Below are 24,413 nucleotides of genomic sequence, written 5' to 3'. Positions count from 1 at the left end.
CCTGTCCTTTTTTTAGACAAACCATCCTATATATTCATTTAATGAAAAATCCTATTATCTTTATAAAAAAATTTAATGAATAGACTAACACCTCGCGCACCTGTATCTATTACTACCGCATTTCCCTCCATGTATTCGCTTTCTTACATTATAAAATTTTTATGTAATATCCCCTCCTCACTTCTCTCTATTTGTGATGAGTTCTCTTGCTACATAAAAAAGAGAATAGTAAAAGATATTTTTCAGTATTGTCATCTATACATCTAAAAATGTGAACAACAATAGATTTTTACATTTTCTTCATATATGACCATCTATAGGTAGTTTTTCCAACTGAATTGTACACGCTTTACACTTTGTTTGATAGCCTCTCTAATTAGAATAATGTTACAATTTCGTGAATAGAATCCAATTATTGTAACGTTTAGATTTCTCCATATTTTATTATTTTTAAATACTTCTTCAAACGTTAAAATAGTGTTTCACTCGATTAATTATTATCTTGATATATCTTTAAAGAATTCATATGAAAAAGCATTGGCATATACCAATGCTTTTTCATTATCTCTTTTGATTCGGTTTATGCGGTTCATTTGGAGTATATGGCTTATTTGGTTTATTTGGAGCCTCAGCCTTTTTCCAACTTACCGCTAACTCTGGACTTGTTTTTTCTTCACTACGCTCAAGTAATACTACTGCATTTTGAATAGTCGGTGTACCTTTATGCGCAATCCCTTGTAATTTCGTTAAATTTCCTGATACTTTAAAGCTAAATCCACCAGCTGGTGTTTGTTTCGGAATTAAAATGCGGAACTTTTCTCCTACATTAAATTCTGTTTTTGTTTCGCCTTTTTCATTTGCAAATTTCACGCCCGCTGGTGCACCTGTTGCTTGCACTTTATACGTTCCGCTTTTTGCATTTGTTTCTACTGTATATAAGCCTGTTTCAAAGAAATCATTTTTTAAGACTGCTTCTTGTTCTTCTGTAGGAGTTACACTCATCGTAATTTCTTGTAGCTCTTCGCTAGCGTTTGCTTTTGCAACGATATCTTTTGTTACTTTCTCTACATTTTTATTTCGGAAATCTAAATCATTAATATCAATTTGTTTTAACGCATTCCATACTGCAAGCTGCGTTGCGTAATGCGCCTCTCTCCAATCAGATACTCCTAATTCTTGTGGGCTCTTTTGTGGATATCCATTCAATAGTACACGGTACACATTAATATCCACTTTCCCCATTTCCGGTAAATCTTGACCGCTTGGAGATTTCAAATCTACATTTAAGCAAAAAGCAATTTTACCATCTGCCGTTTTAATAAGCTCTGTTCGAATTGGCTTCTTCTTGGACTTACTATAACTCCAATCCATTTGATACTTTGTATGGTCCATCACTTCTGCGAATGCTTTTTGAAGTGGGAATAACACAAATAAAACACTTAAAAACATAGCTAAAAGTTTGAACGATTGCTTTATATTCATGTTTACAGCCCCTTAATAACAAACTTAATACTAAGTAGTATTTATTTAGAAACTATTTTTATGCACAAAAAAAGAGTGCTTTTAAGCACTCTTTTTTCTTACCTTAATCTTAGAAATCGAAGTTATCAGGATCTGGACCAACGCGATGATTTTGATTTAACGCATCGATTTTTTCCATATCTTCTTTCGTTAATTCAAAGTTAAATACATCAGCGTTTGCAATAATACGGTGTTCTTTCGTTGATTTTGGAATTGTGATTACTCCATTTTGAAGATCCCAACGTAAAATAACTTGAGCTGTTGTTTTACCGTGTTTCTCAGCAATCTCTTGTAATGTTTCGTTATCTAATAATTGACCTTGCATTAGTGGTGACCATGCTTCCATTTGAATACCTTGTTCTTTACAGAAAGCTTGTAGTTCTTTTTGTGTTAAACGAGGGTGGTATTCTACTTGGTTAATCATTGGTTTAATTTCTGCATCTTTCATTACATCTTGTAAGTGATGGATTTGGAAGTTACTTACACCAATTGCACGTACGCGCTTTTCTTTATAAAGTGTTTCTAGCGCTCTCCATGTATCTTTATATTTTCCTTCTGAAGGCCAGTGAACAAGATATAAATCTAAATAATCTAGTCCTAATTTTTTTAGACTCTCTTCGTATGCAGCGATTGTTGTTTCATACCCTTGATCTGCGTTCCATACTTTTGAAGTAATAAATAATTCTTCTCTTGCAATACCAGTCGCTTCAATACCTGCACGAATTCCTTCACCTACAGCTTTTTCATTTCCGTAAATTGCAGCTGTATCGATGCTGCGGTATCCTGCTTTAATTGCTGATTTAATTGCTTCTACAAGTTCTGGTCCTTCTTCTACTTTAAATACACCTAAACCGAACCAAGGCATTTCTACACCATTACTTAATACTGTTTTACTTTGTAAGTTTTTCATTTTATTTTCTCTCCTTTTATTTTACTTGATCTCTTTTTTCTAATGTCATGCTCCACGCTGTTAAAATAACAGCGGCTACTACCATAAGGCCACCTACCCAAGCAGTATGGATTAATCCTAATGAATTCGTTACAAGGCCACCTATATAAGAACCTAAAGCGATCCCTCCGTTAAATGCGGCAATATTAATTGCTGAAGCAACATCAACCGCACTAGGAACAAAGCGCTCTGCCAATATAACTACATATACTTGTAGCCCCGGAACATTCATAAATGCGAATAGTCCCATGAAAATAATTGTGATTAATCCAGCTACTTTAAATGGCGCTGTAAATGTTAAAACAAATAATATAATCGCTTGAATCAAGAACATGTAAAATAGCGCTCGAATCGGATTATGATTCGATAATTTTCCGCCGACCATATTCCCTATCGCAATTGCGATTCCATACACTAATAAAATGATAGTAACAGTACTTGCTTCAAATCCTGTTACTTCTTGTAATAACGGAGATAAATACGTAAATGTTACGAATGTACCGCCGTATCCAAGTGCAGTAATAATGAAAACAAGTAATAGTCTTCCATTTTTAATTAATTTAAATTGATCACGAAACGATACAGGTACACCATTTTTTAAATTAGATGGGACGAGTATACTATTTGCGATGAAAGCAGTAATTCCAATTACAACAATCGCCATAAATGACGCTCTCCAGCCAAATTGTTGACCGATAAATGTTCCAATTGGCACACCAGTAATAGTCGCAACTGTTAATCCAGTAAACATAATCGCAATTGCGCTAGCACGTTTATTCTCTGGTACGATTGCAGCTGCAATTGTAGATCCAATTGACATAAACACACCATGTGCAAACGCAGATACAATTCTTGCGATAATTAATACAGTGAAGCTTGTTGCTACCGCCGCAATGCCATTACCAATAATGAAAATAACCATAATCCACATTAATAATGTCTTTCGCGACATACTAGCCGTTAACGCTGTTAAAACAGGAGCTCCTACTGCCGCTCCTAACGCATATAAGGAAACCGTTAAACCGGCTGTTGTAACCGAAACATTTAAATCTTTTGAAATAGATGGTAGTAAACCGACACTAATAAACTCGGTCGTACCAATCCCAAACGCACTAATTGCTAGCGCTAATAAAGCAAACATACTTCTTCGGCTCGTCTGAGCTTCCGAAGATGGTACTGTATATGAACTCAATTGAATTCCTCCTTATTACAAGAAATCCAATCATAATAGTATGATAAAAAGGCCCTTTTATCTTCTAAAAAATATATTTCATACTTACAAATGCTATTATGAATGGTTTCATTCCTTTTTTGAAGAACGCACTTTAAAGTACGATAGGCACTAAAAAGTAACATAGTCACTTTTTGGTACCGTACTACTCATTTGCCTCTTACATGTGCTATTATGAAACATATTTAACATAATAAAAAGTACGTACTTTAAAGTGCTATAGGTACTAAAAAGTAACATTTGTATTATTAAACTTACTTTACTCAAAAAGGGAGGGTTTCATATGAAGAAATACAATATTCCTGTAGAGGCGACTTTAGAAGTTATCGGCGGCAAATGGAAAGTTGTTATTCTTTGTCACTTAACGAAAGGTACAAAGAGAACGAGTGAATTAAAACGCTCAATGCCTGGTATTACACAAAAAATGTTAACGCAGCAATTACGTGAATTAGAAGACGACGGTGTTATTCAAAGAAAAGTATACAACCAAGTCCCACCGAAAGTAGAATATTCTCTTACCGACTACGGTTGGTCTTTAGAATCCATTCTTGACTCTCTTTGTTCTTGGGGCGAATGCCATCTTGAAAAAGAAGGTAACACATCGATGCTAATTGCAGAAGGTGAATAATAGGAAAAAACGAACATGAATTTGTTCGTTTTTTCCTTTTTTTCTATATATATATGTACATTTCTAACTGAAACAAAATATTTTATACGCTTTCATACCTTGTCAGCACTACGTTATACACTCAATATCAAATAATTAGGAATCATTTTTATGTTAACATAGGTGTATATAGTATATAATATAGGATATATATTATATACACTTTCCGGTAACGGAGCTTTTCCATTATGCGGACAAGCCATGTATCGGACAGTTCATAAATAATAAGTAAGACGTTATGGTTTTAGATTTATGTCAGCTTACTTGCTGTCATAAATTTAAAGGCATTTTATTGTGTTTTGTGAAACTTTGTATAAAGTTTCGTAACCGTTTACTATCTTACTTATCAAAAATAAGAGTATTGCTATCGTAAAGGAGAATTGGAGATGCCAGAAACTATGACTCAAACAAAGCCAGAACAAGAAACTGTACAAATTTCTGCTAGCCAAGGACAACTTGATGTACTTGATCAGTTGTTAAAACCTGAGGTACAAGAATCATTAACAACACTAGTAGAACAGCTTCCAAAATTAACTGAGCTTGTTAACATTTTAACTAAGTCTTATGACTTCGCTCAAACTGTTGCTACTGATGAAGTATTAAAAAGCGACACTGTTGGTGCAATCACAGAGCTTGTAGAACCTGTAAAAGATACAGTGAAAAGCATGGCTGCTACTGCAATCGAAGCGAAAGATCGTGCTGACGAAAGCAACGAAGTTATCGGCCTGTTCGGTCTATTAAAATTATTAAAAGATCCACAAGCACAAAAAATGTTCCGCTTTGTGAACGCATATCTTCAAATTAGTGCAGAACGTAACAATAAATAAGTTAACTTATAACAACAATTAGTAAAGACGGGGGATATCATACTATGTCAAAACAAATTGTCATCTTAGGCGCTGGTTATGGCGGTCTTCTTGCCGCTTTAAACGTACGTAAATATTACAGTAAATCAGAAGCACAAGTTACAGTGATTAACCAATACCCAACGCACCAAATCATCACTGAACTACACCGCCTTGCAGCTGGTAACGTGTCTGAGCAAGCAGTTGCAATGCCACTTACAAAGCTTTTCAAAGGTAAAGATATCGATCTTAAAATCGCAACAGTTGAGTCATTCTCAGTTGATAGCAAAGAAATCAAATTAGCTGGCGGCACTACTTTATCTTACGATGCACTTGTAGTTGCTTTAGGAAGTAAAACTGCTTACTTCGGTATTCCAGGACTAGAAGAAAACAGCATGGTATTAAAATCTGCTGCTGATGCAAATAAAATCTACAAACACGTTGAAGACCGTATTCGTGAATACGCGAAAACGAAAAACGAAGCTGATGCTACAATCGTAATCGGTGGTGGCGGATTAACTGGCGTTGAGCTAGTTGGTGAGCTTGCTGACATTATGCCTAAACTTGCAAAAAGCCACGGCGTAAATCCAAAAGAAGTGAAACTTCTTCTTGTTGAAGCAGGTCCAAAAATCCTTCCAGTATTACCAGACCACTTAATCGAACGTGCAACTACTAGCCTAGAAGCGCGCGGCGTTACATTCTTAACTGGTCTTCCTGTAACAAACGTTGCTGGCAACGAAATCGACTTAAAAGACGGTCAAAAACTTGTTGCTAACACATTCGTTTGGACGGGCGGCGTACAAGGTAACCCATTAATCGGTGAATCAGGTCTTGAAGTTAACCGTGGACGTGCAACAGTTGATGCATACCTACAATCTACTTCTCACAAAGACGTATTCGTTGCTGGAGACAGCGCTGTTGTCTTCGCTCCAGACGGACGTCCATACCCACCAACTGCACAAATCGCTTGGCAAATGGGTGAGTTAATTGGATACAACTTATACGCAGCACTAGAAGGCAAAGCATTCGAAGAGTTCGCACCTGTAAACTCTGGAACACTTGCTAGTCTAGGACGTAAAGATGCTGTTGCTACAATCGGAGCAAGCAATACTCCACTTAAAGGCTTACCAGCATCATTAATGAAAGAAGCAAGTAACGTTCGTTACTTATCACACATTAAAGGTCTATTCAGCTTAGCTTACTAATCTGAATATAAGCCCGAATTATGCCCTGCATGGTTCGGGCTATTTTTATCCGTAATTTTCTCTAACTTATTTATTCGGCAGAAGAATCGTATAACCCTTTTAATTATCTAAATTTACTGATTATTTCATGTCCAAATTGTGTATACGAAAAGATGGAAGTATTCTTCCTACTCCCATCCTTTCAAACAAACTATTCGCCTAACTTCACAAGGCTGTAATTCTTCTTCCCTTTACGGATAATAATAAATCGTCCATCAAATGAATTCTCTACCGTAACATCTGTACCCACATCTGTTACCTTCTCACCATTCATAGAAATAGCTCCGTTATTAATATCTTCACGCGCTTGTCTTCTAGATGGCTCAATTCCTAAATCAACTAGCCATTCTACGATGTTTTTCGTCTCTTTTGAAGACTGGAATGTTGGCATTTCTTTAAAGCCTTGTTCAATTTCATCGGCTGTTAACGATTTAATATCTCCGCTAAATAACGCTGCTGTAATTTTCACAGCTTGCAGGAATGCTTCTTCTCCATGAACAAATTTCGTCATTTCTTCCGCTAATACTTTTTGCGCTTCACGTTTATGAGGCTCTGTTTCTACCTTCACTGCCAATTCATCGATGCGCTCTTTCGTTAAGAATGTAAAGTATTTCAAGTATTTAATTACGTCGCGGTCATCTGTATTTACCCAGAACTGGTAAAATTCAAACGGTGTCGTTTTTTCAGGATTAAGCCAAACCGCACCACCTGCTGATTTACCAAACTTCGTACCGTCCGATTTTAATAATAACGGAATCGTTAATCCGAATACTTTCGCCTCATGACCTTCTAACTTACGAATTAAATCTAAACCACTCGTAATATTTCCCCATTGGTCACTACCACCAATTTGAAGTTGAACATCCTCTTTCGTGTATAAATGATGGAAGTCCATCGCTTGCAAAATTTGGTACGTGAATTCCGTGAAAGAAATACCTGTATCCAAACGGCTTGCTACAATATCCTTCGCTAACATGCTATTGATGCTAAAGTTTTTCCCGTAATCACGTAAAAACTCAATAATATTTATTTCATGTGTCCAATCATAGTTATTTACCATCTTCACTTCGCTATTTCCACCAAAATCAAATAGCTTTTTCATTTGTGCTGTTAACGCATCTACATTATGCTGAACCACTTCTAACGTTTGAAGTTGACGCTCTGATTGTCGTCCACTCGGATCACCAATTGTTCCTGTTGCCCCGCCAATTAAAATAACAGGATGATGACCAGCTAATTGGAATCTCTTCATCATCATAAACGGAATCAAATGTCCAATATGCATACTATCACCAGTCGGATCAACTCCGCAGTATAGCGAAATCTTTTTCTCTTCTACTAGCTTACGTAAACCTTCTTCGTCAGTCTGCTGATTAACGGCGCCGCGCCATTCTAATTCATCAATAATATTCATCTTTTGTCATCCCCTTTATTTTTTAAAAACAAAAAAGCCCCTATGTCTACGATAGACATAGGGACGATTATTCACCGTGTTACCACCCAGTTTGCATAAATAGCATAGCTACTCATACCACTCTTAGCAATAATATCGATTGCTAGTCCGCTTAGCATTACCTAAGATACTCCAGAGTGTAATTCGCAAGTTTGTTTGTGCTAGGTTCCAGCAACCCCTAGCTCTCTCGTTAACAGTGACAAACTGCTACTGGGCTCTTTCAACGTATGTTATTTGTTAAATTATTAGCCATTATATTGAATTGAAAACAAATTGTCAACAATACCCAAATATTATTTTAAAATAATTCATATCTTCATACGTATTTCTTTATTCCTTATCTTCTCCAATAATCCTTACTTCTCGCTCCAACTTCACGCCAAATTTCTCTTCAACTGTCTTTTGTACGAAGTGAATTAAATCGATGTAATCTTGTGCTGTTCCGTTATCAACATTCACCATAAACCCAGCGTGTTTTAAAGAAACTTCTACTCCACCAATTCGCTTACCTTGTAGTCCTGAGTCTTGAATTAACTTACCAGCAAAGTTATTTGGTGGGCGCTTAAATACGCTACCACATGAAGGATATTCTAGAGGCTGTTTTGACTCACGTTTAAACGTTAAATCATCCATTTTTGCTTTGATTTCTTCATGTACACCTTCTTCAAGTTCAAATCTCGCTTCAAGAATAATGTAATGGTTGTTCGCAAATACACTCTTACGATATCCAAATTCAAATGCTTCTTTCGTCAAAGTACGTAGCTCTCCATCACCTGTCATTACGACAGCTTCTGTTAATACAAACGAAATTTCACCGCCGTATGCACCAGCATTCATATATAATGCTCCGCCAACTGAACCTGGAATACCACAAGCAAACTCAAGACCCGTTAAGTTATGGTCTAAGGCAATACGTGATACGTCAATAATTGCTGCACCACACTGTGCTACAATCGTCGTTCCTGTTACAGTAACACCTGTAATATGAATTAAACTTACTGTAATCCCGCGAATTCCACCATCTTTAATAATGACATTCGATCCATTTCCTAAAAACGTAACTGGAATATTATATTCGTTCGCATATTTGATAACTTCTTGAATTTCATCATAATTTGTAGGCGCAACAAAAACATCTGCTTTTCCGCCAACTTTAATATGCGTATGATTCTTTAACATTTCATCTTGTTTAACATGTCCTTCAGGCAATACCGTACTTAAATATTTATAAACCTCTTGCATATTCATTTTACGATTCCTCTATTTCTATATTCATTTTATCCCGTTATACGGGCCCATAATATCCCCACGTACATGAAAGAACCTAAAGTGGTGGATACAGTGTACCCAAAATCAATTCGAGACACCTATAAACCTCTTAATTTATAAGAGGTGCCACTCATATTAAAATATATATTGCATAATAAAGCAACCCAAATGGACTACTAAACTTGACATGTCATCAGAAAGACAACAATTTGTAAAATATGTGACTTTTTCAAAACACTATCCCTCAGTATCTTACTATACCACACAAAAAGAAAGTGGTATTTTTTTGTACTTTTTACTTTATTTACATCAATAAAAAAAGAGCACATCCGACAGAATGTGCTCTTTCTATACTCTTTATATTACTTTTCGTTCTCTTCTTTTTCTTTATCAAACCATAACAGCTCATCGTTATCAACTTCACCATTATAATTGATTAAAATTTCTTCTCCTGCTTTTATATCCTTATAAGCATAGAAGTTAAACGTATGGTTCTCGAAGACAATATCATACGTTGCATTCGGTGTATATGAATGATTAAATAACATACCGTATCCTAAAAGGATTGCCGTATGATTGATTCCATACTCAAATGCGTAGTCAGCAAGTAATGTTTTCTCAATATGTTCATGCTGTTCATTCGGATAAGAGATAACTGGTGCTGCGTGTATCAACTCACCTTTTTTAATATCACGAGTTGCAAATACACCTCTATTAAATTCTCCATCACTAAGTTCAGAAGTCTTAACTTCGATCATATGCGTCACCTATTTAATTCTTTCTTTGAAGTATTTTAATTCCGCTATTAGCTGAATTTTATCTCCTTAAGCTTGGCAGAAAACGCGCAGAAAAGCAATTAAATTCCTATCAAGTATTCGTTTCAATGAAAAAAGAGCACATCATTCGTGCTCTTTCCAAGCAATATTACTTTTCTAAAATATCTTCTAACAACTTCACTTGCTCGCTAACAGTTTGTAACGTCTTCACTGACGTATCATTTCGATGTTTTTCTTCTTCCACACTCGCTAGCACTTCTTCTGTAGCTGTAGAAGTTTGCTGAATTACGTTAGAAGCATGCGTAACATCCTTTACGATATTCGTCGTTTTAACTTGGAAACTTTCTTGATGAACAACAACCTCTCGCATTACTTCATTAATCGCATCAATAAACTTCCCTAAATCAGTTACATTTGTTAAAACGCTTGCTAACATCTCGTTACATTCTTCTTGTACTCTTTCTGACTTTTCTACTTGTACTTCTACCTTACTTGCTTGATTACTAAACTCCTTCAAAATCCCTTGAATTCTTCCCGCAGAACGATTTGATTCTTCAGCAAGCTTTAACACTTCACTCGCTACAATAGCAAAACCTTTTCCATGCTCGCCTGCCCTCGCAGCTTCAATATTTGCATTTAAAGCTAGCAAACTCGTCTGACTTGAAATATTCGTTATTACATCTACAATTTCATTAATTTGTTTCGATTGCATCATTAAATCTCTAAATATAATTCCAGACTGTGAAACAACATCATTTAAACTTCTCATGTTAGTTTCAAAATTTCTTAGAGTATGTACACTACCTTTTGAAATTTCTAAGCTTTCATCCACACGAGCCGATGCAGTTCTTACTTGAGAGATGATTTGTTCAATATTTCCCTCCATATCATTCAATACTTCTACCGAACGATACATCATCTCTGATTGTGATTGCGTACCAACTGCCACCTCTTCAAAGGCAAAATTAATTTCACTCATCGATTCCATCGACGTGTTCATATTTTGTCTTAAATGATTGAAATTACTATCTAGTTTCACAACTGTTTCTTCAATAAGTCTTTGCGTCTCTTCTAACTCCTGAGCTTTTCTCATTACTTCTTGCTTCTCATCACTTAAACGAAGGAGCAGATTAGAACCGATTTTCGTGACGCCCCACATAGCGATTGTTACAATCGCTAACAAACTTGCGAAATTAGCAGCTTCAGACGAGGCTGTATAAGCAAAAAATTGCTCCGGCCAATAGCTACAAAGGATAAATGTGATCACAACAGCTACCCCGCCAAGAATTAAAATGAGGCGCTCACTTAAGTAAATAAGTGAAACAGCTAATGTAAAATAGACCATTTGAAATACAGCCGGGCTTTCATTAAAGGCTTGTACCATAATGTAGGACATTGTAAGCAACATAAATGTCATGATATATTTATACGCTGATTCCATACTTTTTATAAAAGTAAAAAGCGTTCCAAATGCAACGACAGAAATACCACAAATCCAAAACGCTATTGCTCTCTCTGTAAAAATATATCCATAATACCCAATTGCGATTATCCCAAGAAAGAAACTACAAATCGTTATAAACAGTAATAAATGATTTTTCTGTGATTCTTTCTCAAGGTTAGAAAAACAAGTCCTCTTTAACCACTCCATATGAAGCCCCACCTTCTACTTATACATATCAATTACTTCAGTTTAAATACCGCACTTACTGGGTTATGATCGCTATTTTCAAACTTTAAATCTTTCCCTTGTACATTTACAATCTCTACATTCGGTGAAACGATAAAGCCATCAATAATAGTGACGAAATTTTCACCTTCTACATATTTCTTTACATCATCTCTCACAGTCATAACAGACGGATCTACAGCCCACTTAAAGCCACCGTCTGTAAAGTTCTTCGGTAACTCTACTAACCACTCAGGGCGCTCTTTCACGAACTTCGGATCACTTAATTGAGCGTTTGAAACTAATTGATTCCAATCTCCGCCCATTATTACGTAATCACCATTTTCATAATGCTTGTTCATATATTCTTTTAAGTACTCTACTTGCTGTTTTCTAATTTTCCCGCCTTCATCATAAGCAGACAAATGTAAATTTACGAGTCTAACATGTTTCCCATTATTAACAGGAATTTTATATTCCACAATTGCTCGATCTAAATCAAACAAACGCTTTGGCCAAGGCTCCATTCCAGGAAGCTGGAACCTCTTCGCTTCTTGAACAGTGTATTTAGAAAACGTACTTAATCCAGCCTCCGCATATCCCATTGGATTTATTATTGGCACTGGAACCCATTTCGTATCGTAGTTCTTGCCAAATGACGAAACATAATCAGGTAATCCTTTTTTCAAAAATTCATGTTCATTTACATCAAATGAACGAAGTGACTTTATATCAACTTCTTGTAATAGTGCAAAATCACTATTCTCATTTTGTAAAAACGAAAGCATATTCTTTAAATTAGTTTCCGTTTGCTCTTTACTACTTGAACCAGATCCCTTTCCACCATCCATAAAGAAATCTTGATCCTTATCTAACCCAGCATATCCAATATTAAATGTTGTAACTTTAAACTCATTTTCAGTCGCTAATACGCGCTCCTTATTATTCTCCACCTTCAAGCTTATAACATCAGCAGGCTGTTCTTTAGTAAGTGTCATATACGCTAGAAATCCTCCTACAATGCCCGCTACTACTAAAACACATGTAAATACGATTTTTAAAAATTTCTTCAAATAAACGACTCCTTTTCACGCGAATTTATTTTTCTTTATTTTCAGTCAAATAAAACAAAACGACACACATAAGAAACATTTTATCATAATTAAAACCGTATATCACTATATTTAGTTGATAAGTAATCGATCCCATTTTAATTACTTGAAAAACCTTCAGACATCAAAAAAAGAAACGTTACACCCACCTCCTCACTGGAATTTAAACGGTATATTTAGTACACTATATGTAATAATCCTAGGCGATGGAGTTCGCCATAAACGCTGCTTAGCTAATGACTCCTACCAGTATACATACTGGTAGGAGTCTATTTTTTTGAGCAATCTATTTAAAGAGGTGAGAAAATTGATTTATATTATCGTCGGCATTGCCGGTATATTAGGAGCTCTTTCTCGTTATTATTTAGGTCTTAATATCACCACATTTTGGCATCATTCATTTCCATTAGCAACATTACTCATTAACTTAATCGGTTGCTTCTTCTTAGCGTGGCTAACTACTTATATCGCCCGGCTAAACATCTTACCTTCAGAGGTCATCACAGGCATCGGAACTGGATTCATCGGTTCCTTTACGACTTTTTCAACATTTAGTGTAGAAACTGTGCAATTGATCAATCATTCTGAGTGGAGCATAGCCTTCTTATATGTATCATGTAGCATACTTGGTGGCCTCATTATGTCTGGCCTTGGCTATACACTTGGAGATTTCTTAATTAAGAAATCTCTTACGGAAGGTGATTACTCATGATAGAAGCCTTATTAGTCGCAACAGGAGGATTTTTCGGTGCGATTACACGATTTGCAATTAGCAATTGGTTTAAGAAAAGAAATAAAACACAATTTCCACTTGCTACATTCCTTATTAATATAACAGGGGCGTTTTTACTTGGATATATAATCGGCAACGGAGTTACTACAGGCTGGCAACTATTATTAGGTACTGGATTTATGGGTGCATTCACTACATTTTCTACGTTTAAACTAGAAGCCGTTCAACTTCTCAATCGAAAAAATATTAGCACTTTCCTTTTATACTTAAGCGCTACGTACATAATTGGTATCCTCTTCGCATTCCTTGGAATGAAGCTAGGCGGAATATGAAAAAAAGCGACTCTATTGAGTCGCTTTCTTTCATAAGAAATATGTCCCGCCATATGGAATAGAAAATAAACCAGCTGGATGTACATCGTAATGTACAATTTGCATCGGAAGCTGTGAATACGGCATATACTGACTTTGCATCATTTGTGCAAAATATGCTTGTTGTTGCATTTGAATAGCTTGATTCATAGCATGAATTGTTCCCTGTGCCCCAGCCAGCGTAATAGCTGCTCCTACTTGTCTTCCATTATAAAAATGATGGTTCATCATGATTCATCTCACTTATTCTTTTTCTTCCATATGGTATGTTTCTATTTCATAGTGAGTATTTTGTCCCTATTGGTAACCCCTATTTATTGCCCTTTTTCAGCTTTGAAGTAATAAATCCAAATAATAATACGCCAATACCACTAAGGAACAATACATAACTTATCGGTACTAGGAAAAAGAAAGGTTCTTCAAGGAATCCATCCGCTCCTACTTTACTGTTTGAAGCATGTATAGTTAAAGAAATAATCGCTAAAATCATGAAAGAAATAGCTACTACGTATTTATTTTTCATTTCACATTCTCCTCTACTCATGTAATTCTCCTTAGATTCTTAACATCATATTATCCAAAAAAACATTAACAGTCAATAATTATTTATCGTTTAACAATAAATAATTATTGACTAGAATAATAACAAAAAGGTTTACGAAGCATATTAAATCACTTCGCAAACCCTCTGTATTATAAATATTTACACTTCAAACCTCTTGCTTAATACAATATACATTGCGCAAAATAGCACGAATATCCCAGCATAAATTAACAAAATCTCTACACTAAACATATCCGACAATGGCCCAAATATTATCATTCCTAGAGGAAGCGCGCATGAATTCGCAATTTGTACAAGACTGAACATCCGTCCGTGCATTGATGGTTCTACTTTTTCCTGCAATAACACAGTAACTGGTGTATTGAAGCACGGCATTGTTATACCAATTAAAAAATTAAATACTAAATACATAATAAATATCGGTGCTATTCCGAGTCCAATCATAAGCAGTCCATATAATGCACAAGCTAGCGCTGTTGTATGCATACGATTACGAAAACCACCCCACGCGGCAATCAATACGCCACCAGCTGCCGCACCAGCACTAAAGGTCATCTCACTAGCAGTAAGTCTCCACATTTCGGCCCCGAAAGAACGAGTTACCATTAAAGGTGTTAAAAAAGCAGCTGGACTTATTAAAATCATGATGATAATCAATAAAACGATTAGCCTTTTAATAAATACATTTTCTTTTAAATAAGAGAATCCTTCTTTAATTCCTTGTAGATTAGATTTTTGCTTATTCTCTGCATTCACATGTCCCTCTACTTGAATGATAAGCATAATACTAATTCCAATCATAGCCGTAATAACATCAATAAAAAATGTTGTTTCAATGCTGGCAATAGAAAGAATCGCCGCACTTGCTGCTGGAGAAAGAAACATAATTAAAGATGTAATACTGCTATTTATTCCATTTACTTTCATAAGATACTCTTTCGGAACGATTTGCGGAATTAATGCATTCACAGCTGGCGTTTGTACTCCTGTTCCAGCTGAACGAATGAGTAACACAATAAAAAGTAACCAAATACTTTTATATCCTGTTAAAAATAAAATTGCTAAAACTAACGTCGCAATCGCTATAATTCCATCCGATAACATAATCATCTTTTTACGTTCATAACGATCAATCCAAACACCTGCAAACAAAGATATCGCAATTTGTGGTAGAAAACCGCAAACAGTTGAAATAGTCAACATCACTCCTGATGATGTTGTAAGGGTGATATACCATATAATCGCGTATTGTACGAGAGAGGAACCGAACAACGAAATAGTTTGAGCGGTCAAAAATAATATAATTTTCGTTTTCCAATTGTTTTCACTCATATGTTTCACACCCCCTTAACTATTCCTGTCTCTATATGAAAGATGCTATCTGCCCAATCAAGATAAAAACTCGCTTCGTGAGATACGAGTATAATGCTGCCCTTAAACTTAATTAGCGCCTTTTGCAAAGCTTCCTTCGCTTCTGCATCTAAATGATTTGTCGGCTCATCTAAAATTAATAAGTTACAAGGTGATAATAATAATCCGCACAGTTTCACCTTCGATTGTTCACCACCACTTAACGTACGAATTTCTTGCGAAACGTGCGTATCCTTCACTCCACACGCAGCTAAATGATGGCGTATTTCCTTCATATTCAGTTTAGGAAACTGTTCTGAAATAATTTGAAGCGGCGTTAAAGAATCATTGCTCCAATTTAAATCTTGCTCATAATATCCAATCTTTATTTGCTCTGAAAAGTGAAACTCTCCAGAAATACTATCAATATTTCCAACGATTGTTTTTAATAAAGTAGATTTTCCTACTCCATTGAAACCTGTAATAACAAGTTTTTGCCTACCCATTACTGAAAAATTCAACTTTGGTAAGAGAGCGAAGTCGTAACCAACTTCAAGGTTATTTACTTCAAGAACTGTCTGAACTGAAATGGGAAGTTCCTGAAAATGAATAGACGGTTTATGAGTAAAACTTGGTGGCGCAATTCTTTCCATACGCTGTAATTGTTTTCTACGACCTTGCGCTATTTTTGAATTCACCCCAGCAATATTTCTACGAATATACTCTTCCGTTTTTTCAATTTTCTTTTGCTGTGCATAATATTGGCGAATATAATCTTTTCGCAAATGCTCCTTTTGTCTTACAAAATCTGAGTATTTGCCGTAATACTTCTTAACTGTTCCGAACTCTACATCACATATGCAAGAAGTTACCTTTTCCAGAAAATCAAAATCATGTGATACGACAATAAACGCTCCTTCAAAATTCATTAAATAATTAGCAAGCCACTCCACATGCTCCTTATCAAGAAAATTCGTCGGTTCATCTAGTAATAAAATATTAGGCTCTTCTAATAAGAGCTTCGCTAAAATTACCTTTGCACGCTGCCCTCCGCTTAATTCACCAATAACACGATCCATCCCAATCACATCAATACCTAAGCCGGATGCCACCTTATTCGTAATACTATCTACTGAATAAAAATCATGAGCCTCGAGCAGTCCTTGAATTTCTGCCGCTTTCAATAGTTGATTTTCATCTCCGGTCATCGCACTTTCTTCATATAACTTGTTCATTCTCTTTTCCATTTCATACAAATCATAAAAGGCTCTCTTTAAATATTGAGAAATGGTATAACCCTCATCAATTTCTGCGTATTGATCAAGATGTCCAATTTGAATATTTGGTTGCCACTTTATGTCTCCCTTATCAGAAATAATTTCCCCCACCAATATTTTCATTAATGTGCTTTTTCCTGCACCATTCTGTCCAACAATTCCCATATGCTCCCCTTTATGCAAATCAAAAGAAGCATTTTCGTATAATACTTTATCTATAAAACTATGTGATAAACTTTCAACTTTAAGTAAACTCATTTTTATTCCTCTTTTCCTGAAATTAAAAAAAGCAGAGAGATAGCGTCATTCGACACTAGCCCTCTGCTTCATGGTTTTTCCTATACTACTCCAATTTATAGTAAAGACTCATCGGAATAATATACACAAAGGGCCATAGACAAAGCATTGTCTATGGCCCCTTAATCTATTTTATACACCAGCTGAAAAACCATAACGAAATAAGCATAGATAAACTATACTTTTTTAGAAAAGTTATTCAGCCGATGAATATAGGGGATTTATACCCCTTGATTAAGCTCCGTACAACGCTTCACCGTATACATTTGTGCGGAGCAAAGTTTTCTAATGAGTTTTACAAATTTTATATAAAGCATATTCTGCACCTTCCTTAATACTTAAAAGGGATTTTAGCATACGTTTTTACGAAGCGTCAACATTACTTCCGAATCTTTCAACTACTTGTTTTCAAAATATTGCTTCTGAAACATACACATTCTTATCGCATTATGATAGTTACCATCAACGAAAAACTCATCGATAAGCTCACCTTCTACCATAAACCCAACTTTTTTATAAACATGTACTGCTTTTTCATTTTCCTTATCCACAACTAAATATATCTTATGCATATTTAATACAGCGAAAGCATAATCCATTGCTAAACGCGTCGCCTCTACTGCATAACCATATCCTTGATAATTCGGATCAATAATAATTTGGAATTCTGTTCTACGATGAATATAATCGATTTCTACTAACTCAACTAATCCAACCATTTCATTGTCTTTCTCAACGATAAATCGGCGTTCGCTTTGATCATGTATATGTTTATCGTATAAGTCTTGCAGCTCCACAAATGCCTCATATGGCTCTTCAAACCAATACGACATAATATGCGCATTATTATTCAGTTCGTGTACGAACTTTAAATCTTCTCGTTCCAATGGACGTAACTTCAATTCCTGATTCATTCCTATAACCTCCAAGTAAAAGAAACCTCTTCACTTAATTTCTCAATTTTTTTCGATTTCAAACGCCCTAATTTCATTGTAAACTTTCAAGCAACTTGAAGGTCAAGACGTAAAAAAGTAGTGCAAACTTACGTCTGCACTACTACTCTTTTCTCAAATCTCTCATATTCGATATGTATAAAGCAATAACTAAAACAAGAATTGCTCCTGCGTATAATAACGTCTCCATCGGTTCCTCATGAGACACAATAATCAATCGAATTAAGGCCGTAATTCCGATATAAATAAAATAACGTAACGGGAAATGATAGTTCGATTTAAAATACTTAATAATTAATGCAATGAACTCGAAGTATAAGAAATAGACGATGATACTTTCAACCAATTTATAAGACGTATACTCTTTTGCCGAAAAAATATACTGCACAAACGTAATTGTCTCATTCACTAAGAAAATCGATAACACAATGGATAATATAATTAAAGCTATATTTAATATCCATTGCAAAACACTAGCTATAACATGATCGATATTAAATGACTTCATTTTCTCTTTAGACTCCCCTTCGTATAAGTACTTATTTATTATAGCAAAATTACGATTGGAAAGAAGTTAAATCATATATTCGTCCTTTGTTGTTGCCAGTGTAGGGGAGATTTAGTGTGTGGAGCATTCTGTTTACAACCATACCCGACGAAACATGGAGAAACTCTTTCAAATTACCGTTCGTACATGTCGTACTAATGAGCAATGCATAATCTCGTATAGCATCCTCATGTGCCACTTTTGAAAAATCTTTACAACTTGTACAACGCCAGCCCTTCTTCACTTTAACCATTGGAATAACTAAGCATTTCTCACATTGTACTCCATTTAACAACTCCTCTTTTTCTATTTTATATTGCTCAAGTATATTTTGTTGAAGTGGAGAATGCTCCGTTATTATTTGATGAATGAGCCTATCTACATTATCTATAACTTTTCTCTTATATTTACTTTCAAACCACTTTATTTTATGAGGTAAATTTGCACTATGAATAATTGTATGAAGAAGATTGTCATCTGAAGATTTTATAATGGTACGAGGCGAGCTAATAACAACGAGGGACTCGATTGGAAGACTAGAGGAAAATCCATGTAAGCTTAACCATTTCTTTAATTGTATTTCTTGCCTTTTTATTTGTAAAACCGGATCTGGAAATCCCTCTGAATTTCCTTCTGTTATTCGGATAAGTTGATTAAACTTTGCATCAAACATTAATGTACCTGCTATATTTTTTATCTCAAGAAAAAGAAGAAACTTTGTGGAAATGATAATAGTATCAATTTGAAAGTATTGATCATGATTAGATAAGCGAACATCATGTAAAACACTATACTCTTTCTCAGAAATAAAACTAAGTGGATAATCAATTGCTTGCTCCCCTTTATACCCCGCCATGTGTTTTGCCAAGTTTTCTCCAATTAAATTTCGTTTTGGATGATGTACAGGTAACCTTCTAAGCAGTGCTTCTAACTGTCTTATATAAATCGGCATTTTTCTTTCTTTCACAATCACCTCAAACACCCCTTTACAAATATATCAACGATTTTTTCAATATATCTATCATAACTCACAATATATCAACGATTTTTCCAATATATCGATTGGTCGACAATATCTGACACTACCTCACTCCAATCACTCACAGCATATCCTAGAAAAACACCTTCAGCAAAAACTTAAAATCGTATTTCCTCATAAAAAAACCATAACCCGCTCCTCCAGCAAAGTTATGGTTTTTAACCCTGCAATGCCACTCTATCTATAACTTTGCCGTGAAGTCCACAAAATCCATTTGTACTTATAGCAACTTTCACTTTTTTCACACTGAAACTATATACCCCAAAATCGTTTCACAACGTTATTACTTCCGCATAGCTACAATTATCAATTACATTATTATTAGCGGCTTTCCTTCTTCTTTACAATGTATTTTTTGGATTACTCGTAGGCACTACAGCAAGCTAGCGATTTTTTATAAATATGAACATTTTTTAGGAATTAGTTTATCTTTTTTTAATGTTTTATTTAGAGGCAGTTTATAGTCGGGGATTAACATAAGAAACGTAGCAACTAAGTTCATATATGACGCACTGCTACTATAATCGCTAACCGTACTACTTGAAATCATAAAATAAGGAGACGATAAAACATGAACAAAAAAGCAAAAGCACTATCATCCGTACTGCTCGGATTCACATTAGCATTAACAGGGTGTGCTGGTACTAAAGCTGAAGAAAATCATGGGAAACAAAAACAAGAACAAGTTGCTAAAGAAACAAAAAAGGAAAATAAATTAACTAAAGGGCAAAAAATGGCTAATATTCTTAGCGAGACAAATTGGCAAGGTACACGAGTGTATGACAAAGATAAGAATGACTTAACAAAAGAGAATGCAAACTTCATTGGTCTTGCAAAATATGATGCGAAGTCAGGCAGATATGAATTTTTTGATGCTAAAACAGGTGCAAGTCGTGGCGATAAAGGCACTTTCTTTGTCACAAATGATGGGAAGAAGAGAATATTAATTTCAGAATCAATGAAGTATCAAGCTGTCGTTGACATGACAAAACTAAATAAAAATGTATTTACTTATAAACGAATGGGTAAAGACGCTAACGGTAAAGATGTAGAAGTTTTCGTTGAACATGTCCCATATAAAGAAAAAGAACTTTCTTTCACTGATCCGGACAAGCAGCTGAACACGACTACAGGAGATATTGTTAAAAACGTTGATGGAGATAAAATTTTAGGCGGTACCCTTTGGCACGGAACAAAAGTAGTAGATGAAGCTGGTAATGATGTAACACAGTTTAATTCGAATTTTATAAGTCTAGCAAAATTCGATGACAAGTCTAATAAATATGAGTTCTTCAATAGCGAAACAGGTCAAAGCCGCGGTGACTATGGCTACTTCGATGTTGTACACGAAAATAAAATAAGAGCCCATGTTTCAATTGGAAATAACAAATACGGTGCAGCTCTTGAACTTACTGAACTAAATAATAAGAAATTTACGTATAAAAGAACTGGTAAAGATCAAGCAGGTAAAGATATCACCATATTCGTTGAACATGAACCTTATAAAGGTGATATGAAACCACAATTTAGTTTTTAAATACGTTTGATTAAAGATCCTGTACTGAGTTGCAGGATCTTTCTTATTAAGCAAGAGAACGAAAAGACGAAAAACATGTAGCTTTTCGTCTTCACAATATTTCCACCTTATAGTTGATGATTTACAAAACCTAAAAACATACCGATACAAAATAAAATAAATCCAATTAGAATTAAGGGAAGAGTGAAGCCACCCCAAGCTGGTTTATTAGCAAACGCCCTTATTTTAAAATTAATCCTCGCTAAAGACATGATAACGATACCCGCTATTGATAAAATTGTAGTTACATAAGTCATCTAGAATAATACTCCTCTTCTATATTGATTTTATATCTCTGCAAACCATCTACATAAGTGTTACAGTCCACTATTCATACATGTCATCCCAATTGTAGCAATCCAGCTTTGTGCACATCATTTGTAAAATTCATTCTTCATTCCTAAAAAAAGACAGAACCAGACGGTTCGGTCTTTTTTGTTTTATAATAATCTCTTTTATTTTTGCTACAATACCTTTTTCTTATAAATCTTACGCCAACACAGCTTTTGATTAACTTATCCTGAAATATTATGAATTTGCGTTCAACTTATCTAAAATACCTTTTTCTATTTTTGCTTGATTCACTTTAGCTATTTTAGAAACAATCCCACGGCGATCTTCCCAATCAATCAAATAATATTGATTTTTTTCCAATTCATTTTGCAAGGAAATTTTCAGTTCTCTTTCTTCCCCTTTTTTATCGTACACCTTCTCATCGTAAACATGATACGTAAGAACTTCTCCATTACTCAATTTTTCGTTTTCTACTTTAGAATCAGTCGTTACTTTTACATAATATTGTTTAGTCAAATAGTATCCATTCCCTGACTTCATATAGTAGAAAGCACCTCCTACTATAGCTAATAACACAAAAATTCTCATGATCCATTTCATATGGTAATACCTAACCTTTCTATTCTACTTGTAAGATTTATACCCGTTAAAATATAAATCTTCCTTACCTTAAGTATGCTTTAACCATAAAGATGGTACAATCCAGTTTCCTTACACCCACATTACATTTTTGTAATCCTATCATTTTACAAAAGTTTCTTAAGTTGGCCCAAAACAAAGGAACATAAAGTTTTATTCCTCCAATTGCCACACTTTTAGCAACACTTGTCCAAGTAATAGGAATTTCATTTCAATCCATTTTACGTGAAGAAGTAAATCAACGCCGATTAACTATATTAGGAATTACATTATTAATCAGCCCTCATCAATCGGGCTGCCCGGCAAATAGAGGAATAAAATTTGTGACTAAGTAAAAAAGCGCCCTACTTATAGGGCGCTTTTTTTATACTTAATGACTAATACTAGCTGTTGGATATAATGTTGTTCCTCCAATTGAAACTTTTATTTCATTTGTTAATGGAACGTTTTGTTCATTAATAATTGTTCTCCACCATTCCCATGCAAGACCTGTACATTCTCTTGCTACAATTTTTATATTTTTTGAATTCGGTGGAAGAGGGATAACTGTAGAGTAATGAGCCGTTTTGTCTTTTCCGCTACCATCCCATGTTTTATGTGTTAGTACTTCGTTACCCTTTTGGTCAAATGTGAATTCATCCCAAGATACATCAAATTGAGCAACGTAAGCACCGTAATGATCAAGTGTCATTTTAGCACTTGAATATTCTGTAGTTTTCGTCTCAATATAATCTGTATTGTTATGAACAGCAGCAGTTGCATTATCTTTTAAGAAAGTACTTGTATATGAAATTGGGTATGCTGGATTTTTAAGACTTAATTCAGCATTATCTTTAATAATATTTCGGATTTCATTGAAATCTTTAGTAACAACCTTGTTATGCTCTTTCGCATCTCCGCCTAATACTACAGCAGTAAAGGTACTTTCTTCAAAAATATCTTTATACTGTCCACTTGTTTCAACGCTGTTATCCTTAAGTAAGGCTTTAAAAGCAGCTTGTACATCTTTGCTCTTAGATGTTGTTTCTAATTTTACATAAATCGTTCTACCATAAGCTACATTTGAAACCATAACAGGTGGAGCCGAATTACTTACGCCTTTTCGAGTTAACTCATCAAAAGTAACGCTATTATCAAAAAGGTCGGATGGATTGTTAGGTAGTTCAGCACTTACCGTATAAAATATTTGCTTATACGCCGCTACCATCACTTTTTTCTCTCCATTTGCAACCGCATTAAAATCAATGTTTAGACTGTTATCAAGATATTTAGCGTTAACATTAAGAGCGCTTGCGATTTGCGATTTACTATAAACCATGGATTCCGTATACTGCATTCTTGCAGGCAACGTATGTGTTGTAGAATACTTTTCATTCCAAGTAGATACTAAATCGTCTACTGCTCCAGCTACATTACCATATGTCGGATTTTGGACAGTGATTGTATTTTCTTTTCTCATGCCCGGTAAGTCTATACTAATATTCAAAGGCTTTCTCTTAGCCACTAATAAACTCGGTTGATTGTCTGCAAAAGCTTTATTTGCAAGTTGTACAGCTCCTGGATACGTGCGATTCACTACAGAATCAATAATTGAAATATCGACTGGTGACGTTGTAAGTGATTTTTTTTCGCGTTCTACTACTACAAATTTACCATTTGAATTGATACTTTCTTTCGGAACAAAACTCTCTACTTTATCACCATTTACAGCTAAAACCTCTTGATTATTATATTTAAGATTTGCTATACCAGTATCAATGCCACTAGCATTTTTGGTTACATCAGTTGCATTACTTGCTTGTGTTTCTGCGAAGGAAATAGATGAATAATTAATAGTGCATAGACTAACTAATAAACATGCAAGGAACTTTCTTCTTTTAGTATTTTTCTTAATATTCAGAAAAATCACCCCGTTCTTTTTTTAGTAAAATATAATAATGATTGCTAACTAATAAATTTATATAAATGCTTTTAAAAGTTCTTGAATTAACGGGATTACGCCACCTACAAATTTTAAAACTGCCATTGCGATTTCC

24 protein-coding genes, 1 riboswitch and 1 other annotated feature are annotated in these 24,413 nt (G+C 34.9%); of the genes, 6 read left to right on the top strand and 18 right to left on the bottom strand.

Going from position 1 to position 24,413, the window contains the following annotated elements:
• Positions 1 to 561 precede the first annotated feature (561 nt).
• The 3 genes from ACUN13_RS20150 to ACUN13_RS20140 all read right to left on the bottom strand — a co-directional run bounded on the left by ACUN13_RS20150 (position 562) and on the right by ACUN13_RS20140 (position 3,611).
• Positions 562 to 1,482 (bottom strand): thioester domain-containing protein, encoded by a 921-nt coding sequence (locus ACUN13_RS20150; protein ID WP_257115760.1) that lies wholly within the window; start codon positions 1,480 to 1,482, stop codon positions 562 to 564.
• A 109-nt stretch (positions 1,483 to 1,591) separates the two neighbouring features.
• Positions 1,592 to 2,431 carry an aldo/keto reductase gene (locus ACUN13_RS20145; protein ID WP_000793568.1) on the bottom strand — a complete coding sequence of 280 codons (840 nt, stop codon included), beginning with the start codon at positions 2,429 to 2,431 and terminating at the stop codon, positions 1,592 to 1,594.
• 16 nt (positions 2,432 to 2,447) lie between these two features.
• Positions 2,448 to 3,611: an MFS transporter gene (locus ACUN13_RS20140; protein ID WP_257116106.1), complete on the bottom strand. Its 1,164-nt coding sequence runs from the start codon at positions 3,609 to 3,611 to the stop codon at positions 2,448 to 2,450.
• 373 nt (positions 3,612 to 3,984) lie between these two features.
• Here ACUN13_RS20140 and ACUN13_RS20135 point away from each other — a divergent pair, with 373 nt between their 5' ends.
• The 3 genes from ACUN13_RS20135 (at position 3,985) to ACUN13_RS20125 (ending at position 6,418) form a co-directional block, all read left to right on the top strand.
• Positions 3,985 to 4,329: a winged helix-turn-helix transcriptional regulator gene (locus ACUN13_RS20135; protein WP_000760481.1), complete on the top strand. Its 345-nt coding sequence runs from the start codon at positions 3,985 to 3,987 to the stop codon at positions 4,327 to 4,329.
• A gap of 425 nt (positions 4,330 to 4,754) precedes the next feature.
• On the top strand, positions 4,755 to 5,195 hold the full coding sequence (locus ACUN13_RS20130) for a DUF1641 domain-containing protein (RefSeq protein WP_001115309.1): 441 nt from the start codon (positions 4,755 to 4,757) through the stop codon (positions 5,193 to 5,195).
• Positions 5,196 to 5,239: 44 nt separating this feature from the next.
• Positions 5,240 to 6,418: an NAD(P)/FAD-dependent oxidoreductase gene (locus ACUN13_RS20125; protein WP_000043202.1), complete on the top strand. Its 1,179-nt coding sequence runs from the start codon at positions 5,240 to 5,242 to the stop codon at positions 6,416 to 6,418.
• A gap of 190 nt (positions 6,419 to 6,608) precedes the next feature.
• Here ACUN13_RS20125 and tyrS read toward each other — a convergent pair whose 3' ends face one another.
• The 5 genes from tyrS to ACUN13_RS20100 all read right to left on the bottom strand — a co-directional run bounded on the left by tyrS (position 6,609) and on the right by ACUN13_RS20100 (position 12,697).
• Positions 6,609 to 7,871: a tyrosine--tRNA ligase gene (gene tyrS / locus ACUN13_RS20120; protein WP_098771875.1), complete on the bottom strand. Its 1,263-nt coding sequence runs from the start codon at positions 7,869 to 7,871 to the stop codon at positions 6,609 to 6,611.
• A gap of 56 nt (positions 7,872 to 7,927) precedes the next feature.
• Positions 7,928 to 8,143 (bottom strand) — a binding site (T-box leader).
• A 97-nt stretch (positions 8,144 to 8,240) separates the two neighbouring features.
• Entirely contained in the window at positions 8,241 to 9,158 is a 918-nt protein-coding gene (murB, locus tag ACUN13_RS20115; protein WP_001057102.1) for a UDP-N-acetylmuramate dehydrogenase, read from the bottom strand.
• 383 nt (positions 9,159 to 9,541) lie between these two features.
• On the bottom strand, positions 9,542 to 9,937 hold the full coding sequence (locus ACUN13_RS20110; protein ID WP_000573649.1) for an SET domain-containing protein: 396 nt from the start codon (positions 9,935 to 9,937) through the stop codon (positions 9,542 to 9,544).
• A 166-nt stretch (positions 9,938 to 10,103) separates the two neighbouring features.
• Complete coding sequence (locus ACUN13_RS20105) at positions 10,104 to 11,606, bottom strand: DUF4077 domain-containing protein (protein WP_000455083.1); 1,503 nt, start codon at positions 11,604 to 11,606, stop codon at positions 10,104 to 10,106.
• A gap of 32 nt (positions 11,607 to 11,638) precedes the next feature.
• Complete coding sequence (locus ACUN13_RS20100) at positions 11,639 to 12,697, bottom strand: endonuclease/exonuclease/phosphatase family protein (RefSeq protein WP_410989322.1); 1,059 nt, start codon at positions 12,695 to 12,697, stop codon at positions 11,639 to 11,641.
• A 232-nt stretch (positions 12,698 to 12,929) separates the two neighbouring features.
• Positions 12,930 to 12,989, top strand: a riboswitch (Fluoride riboswitch).
• Between the two features lie 54 nt (positions 12,990 to 13,043).
• On the opposite strand from ACUN13_RS20100, the gene crcB (ACUN13_RS20095) reads away from it, so the two are divergent.
• Positions 13,044 to 13,448: a fluoride efflux transporter CrcB gene (gene crcB, locus ACUN13_RS20095; RefSeq protein WP_000639315.1), complete on the top strand. Its 405-nt coding sequence runs from the start codon at positions 13,044 to 13,046 to the stop codon at positions 13,446 to 13,448.
• Entirely contained in the window at positions 13,445 to 13,801 is a 357-nt protein-coding gene (gene crcB, locus ACUN13_RS20090; RefSeq protein ID WP_000568587.1) for a fluoride efflux transporter CrcB, read from the top strand. The genes crcB (ACUN13_RS20095) and crcB (ACUN13_RS20090) overlap by 4 nt, the downstream gene beginning before the upstream one ends.
• Before the next feature lie 30 nt (positions 13,802 to 13,831).
• Here crcB (ACUN13_RS20090) and ACUN13_RS20085 read toward each other — a convergent pair whose 3' ends face one another.
• From ACUN13_RS20085 to ACUN13_RS20055, 7 genes are all read right to left on the bottom strand, one after another.
• Positions 13,832 to 14,071, bottom strand: a complete 240-nt coding sequence (locus tag ACUN13_RS20085) for a DUF3947 family protein (protein WP_000980930.1) — start codon at positions 14,069 to 14,071, stop codon at positions 13,832 to 13,834.
• A 79-nt stretch (positions 14,072 to 14,150) separates the two neighbouring features.
• Entirely contained in the window at positions 14,151 to 14,363 is a 213-nt protein-coding gene (locus ACUN13_RS20080; RefSeq protein WP_025118109.1) for a DUF3955 domain-containing protein, read from the bottom strand.
• 180 nt (positions 14,364 to 14,543) lie between these two features.
• The gene (locus ACUN13_RS20075) at positions 14,544 to 15,737 is read right to left on the bottom strand and encodes an MFS transporter (RefSeq protein ID WP_257115762.1); all 1,194 of its coding nucleotides are present in this window, start codon (positions 15,735 to 15,737) and stop codon (positions 14,544 to 14,546) included.
• Between the two features lie 5 nt (positions 15,738 to 15,742).
• Positions 15,743 to 17,290, bottom strand: coding sequence for an ABC-F family ATP-binding cassette domain-containing protein (locus ACUN13_RS20070; protein WP_257115763.1), 1,548 nt, complete (start codon positions 17,288 to 17,290; stop codon positions 15,743 to 15,745).
• A 437-nt stretch (positions 17,291 to 17,727) separates the two neighbouring features.
• Positions 17,728 to 18,243: a spermidine N1-acetyltransferase gene (gene speG, locus ACUN13_RS20065; RefSeq protein ID WP_001071095.1), complete on the bottom strand. Its 516-nt coding sequence runs from the start codon at positions 18,241 to 18,243 to the stop codon at positions 17,728 to 17,730.
• Positions 18,244 to 18,385: 142 nt separating this feature from the next.
• Complete coding sequence (gene psiE / locus ACUN13_RS20060) at positions 18,386 to 18,790, bottom strand: phosphate-starvation-inducible protein PsiE (protein ID WP_000834708.1); 405 nt, start codon at positions 18,788 to 18,790, stop codon at positions 18,386 to 18,388.
• Between the two features lie 49 nt (positions 18,791 to 18,839).
• Positions 18,840 to 19,796, bottom strand: a complete 957-nt coding sequence (locus tag ACUN13_RS20055; RefSeq protein WP_257116107.1) for a nuclease-related domain-containing protein — start codon at positions 19,794 to 19,796, stop codon at positions 18,840 to 18,842.
• 643 nt (positions 19,797 to 20,439) lie between these two features.
• Here ACUN13_RS20055 and ACUN13_RS20050 point away from each other — a divergent pair.
• Positions 20,440 to 21,405 (top strand): DUF4822 domain-containing protein, encoded by a 966-nt coding sequence (locus tag ACUN13_RS20050; RefSeq protein ID WP_445423931.1) that lies wholly within the window; start codon positions 20,440 to 20,442, stop codon positions 21,403 to 21,405.
• A gap of 107 nt (positions 21,406 to 21,512) precedes the next feature.
• Here ACUN13_RS20050 and ACUN13_RS20045 read toward each other — a convergent pair whose 3' ends face one another.
• From ACUN13_RS20045 to alo, 3 genes are all read right to left on the bottom strand, one after another.
• The gene (locus ACUN13_RS20045) at positions 21,513 to 21,701 is read right to left on the bottom strand and encodes a hypothetical protein (protein WP_000222858.1); all 189 of its coding nucleotides are present in this window, start codon (positions 21,699 to 21,701) and stop codon (positions 21,513 to 21,515) included.
• A 271-nt stretch (positions 21,702 to 21,972) separates the two neighbouring features.
• A complete protein-coding gene (locus ACUN13_RS20040; RefSeq protein ID WP_078400853.1) occupies positions 21,973 to 22,338 on the bottom strand; it encodes a YxeA family protein in 366 nt (121 codons plus the stop codon).
• Positions 22,339 to 22,747: 409 nt separating this feature from the next.
• Positions 22,748 to 24,286 carry an anthrolysin O/cereolysin O family cholesterol-dependent cytolysin Alo gene (alo, locus tag ACUN13_RS20035; protein ID WP_257115765.1) on the bottom strand — a complete coding sequence of 513 codons (1,539 nt, stop codon included), beginning with the start codon at positions 24,284 to 24,286 and terminating at the stop codon, positions 22,748 to 22,750.
• Between the last annotated feature and the right edge of the window lie 127 nt (positions 24,287 to 24,413).

It is taken from the genome of Bacillus cereus group sp. Bce041, assembly GCF_052646455.1.
The sequence above is the reverse complement of the archived record's forward strand: the minus strand, read 5'-3'. Positions and strand labels throughout refer to the sequence as shown.

Bases quoted from the DNA above. Each gene is read 5' to 3' on its own strand.
- ACUN13_RS20150 (WP_257115760.1), bottom strand. From the start codon at position 1,482: ATGAATATAAAGCAATCGTTCAAACTTTTAGCTATGTTTTTAAGTGTT.
- ACUN13_RS20145 (WP_000793568.1), bottom strand. From the start codon at position 2,431: ATGAAAAACTTACAAAGTAAAACAGTATTAAGTAATGGTGTAGAAATG.
- ACUN13_RS20140 (WP_257116106.1), bottom strand. From the start codon at position 3,611: ATGTTTGCTTTATTAGCGCTAGCAATTAGTGCGTTTGGGATTGGTACG.
- ACUN13_RS20135 (WP_000760481.1), top strand. From the start codon at position 3,985: ATGAAGAAATACAATATTCCTGTAGAGGCGACTTTAGAAGTTATCGGC.
- ACUN13_RS20130 (WP_001115309.1), top strand. From the start codon at position 4,755: ATGCCAGAAACTATGACTCAAACAAAGCCAGAACAAGAAACTGTACAA.
- ACUN13_RS20125 (WP_000043202.1), top strand. From the start codon at position 5,240: ATGTCAAAACAAATTGTCATCTTAGGCGCTGGTTATGGCGGTCTTCTT.
- tyrS (WP_098771875.1), bottom strand. From the start codon at position 7,871: ATGAATATTATTGATGAATTAGAATGGCGCGGCGCCGTTAATCAGCAG.
- murB (WP_001057102.1), bottom strand. From the start codon at position 9,158: ATGAATATGCAAGAGGTTTATAAATATTTAAGTACGGTATTGCCTGAA.
- ACUN13_RS20110 (WP_000573649.1), bottom strand. From the start codon at position 9,937: ATGATCGAAGTTAAGACTTCTGAACTTAGTGATGGAGAATTTAATAGA.
- ACUN13_RS20105 (WP_000455083.1), bottom strand. From the start codon at position 11,606: ATGGAGTGGTTAAAGAGGACTTGTTTTTCTAACCTTGAGAAAGAATCA.
- crcB (WP_000568587.1), top strand. From the start codon at position 13,445: ATGATAGAAGCCTTATTAGTCGCAACAGGAGGATTTTTCGGTGCGATT.
- ACUN13_RS20085 (WP_000980930.1), bottom strand. From the start codon at position 14,071: ATGATGAACCATCATTTTTATAATGGAAGACAAGTAGGAGCAGCTATT.
- ACUN13_RS20080 (WP_025118109.1), bottom strand. From the start codon at position 14,363: ATGAAAAATAAATACGTAGTAGCTATTTCTTTCATGATTTTAGCGATT.
- ACUN13_RS20075 (WP_257115762.1), bottom strand. From the start codon at position 15,737: ATGAGTGAAAACAATTGGAAAACGAAAATTATATTATTTTTGACCGCT.
- ACUN13_RS20070 (WP_257115763.1), bottom strand. From the start codon at position 17,290: ATGAGTTTACTTAAAGTTGAAAGTTTATCACATAGTTTTATAGATAAA.
- speG (WP_001071095.1), bottom strand. From the start codon at position 18,243: ATGAATCAGGAATTGAAGTTACGTCCATTGGAACGAGAAGATTTAAAG.
- psiE (WP_000834708.1), bottom strand. From the start codon at position 18,790: ATGAAGTCATTTAATATCGATCATGTTATAGCTAGTGTTTTGCAATGG.
- ACUN13_RS20050 (WP_445423931.1), top strand. From the start codon at position 20,440: ATGAACAAAAAAGCAAAAGCACTATCATCCGTACTGCTCGGATTCACA.
- ACUN13_RS20045 (WP_000222858.1), bottom strand. From the start codon at position 21,701: ATGACTTATGTAACTACAATTTTATCAATAGCGGGTATCGTTATCATG.
- ACUN13_RS20040 (WP_078400853.1), bottom strand. From the start codon at position 22,338: ATGAAATGGATCATGAGAATTTTTGTGTTATTAGCTATAGTAGGAGGT.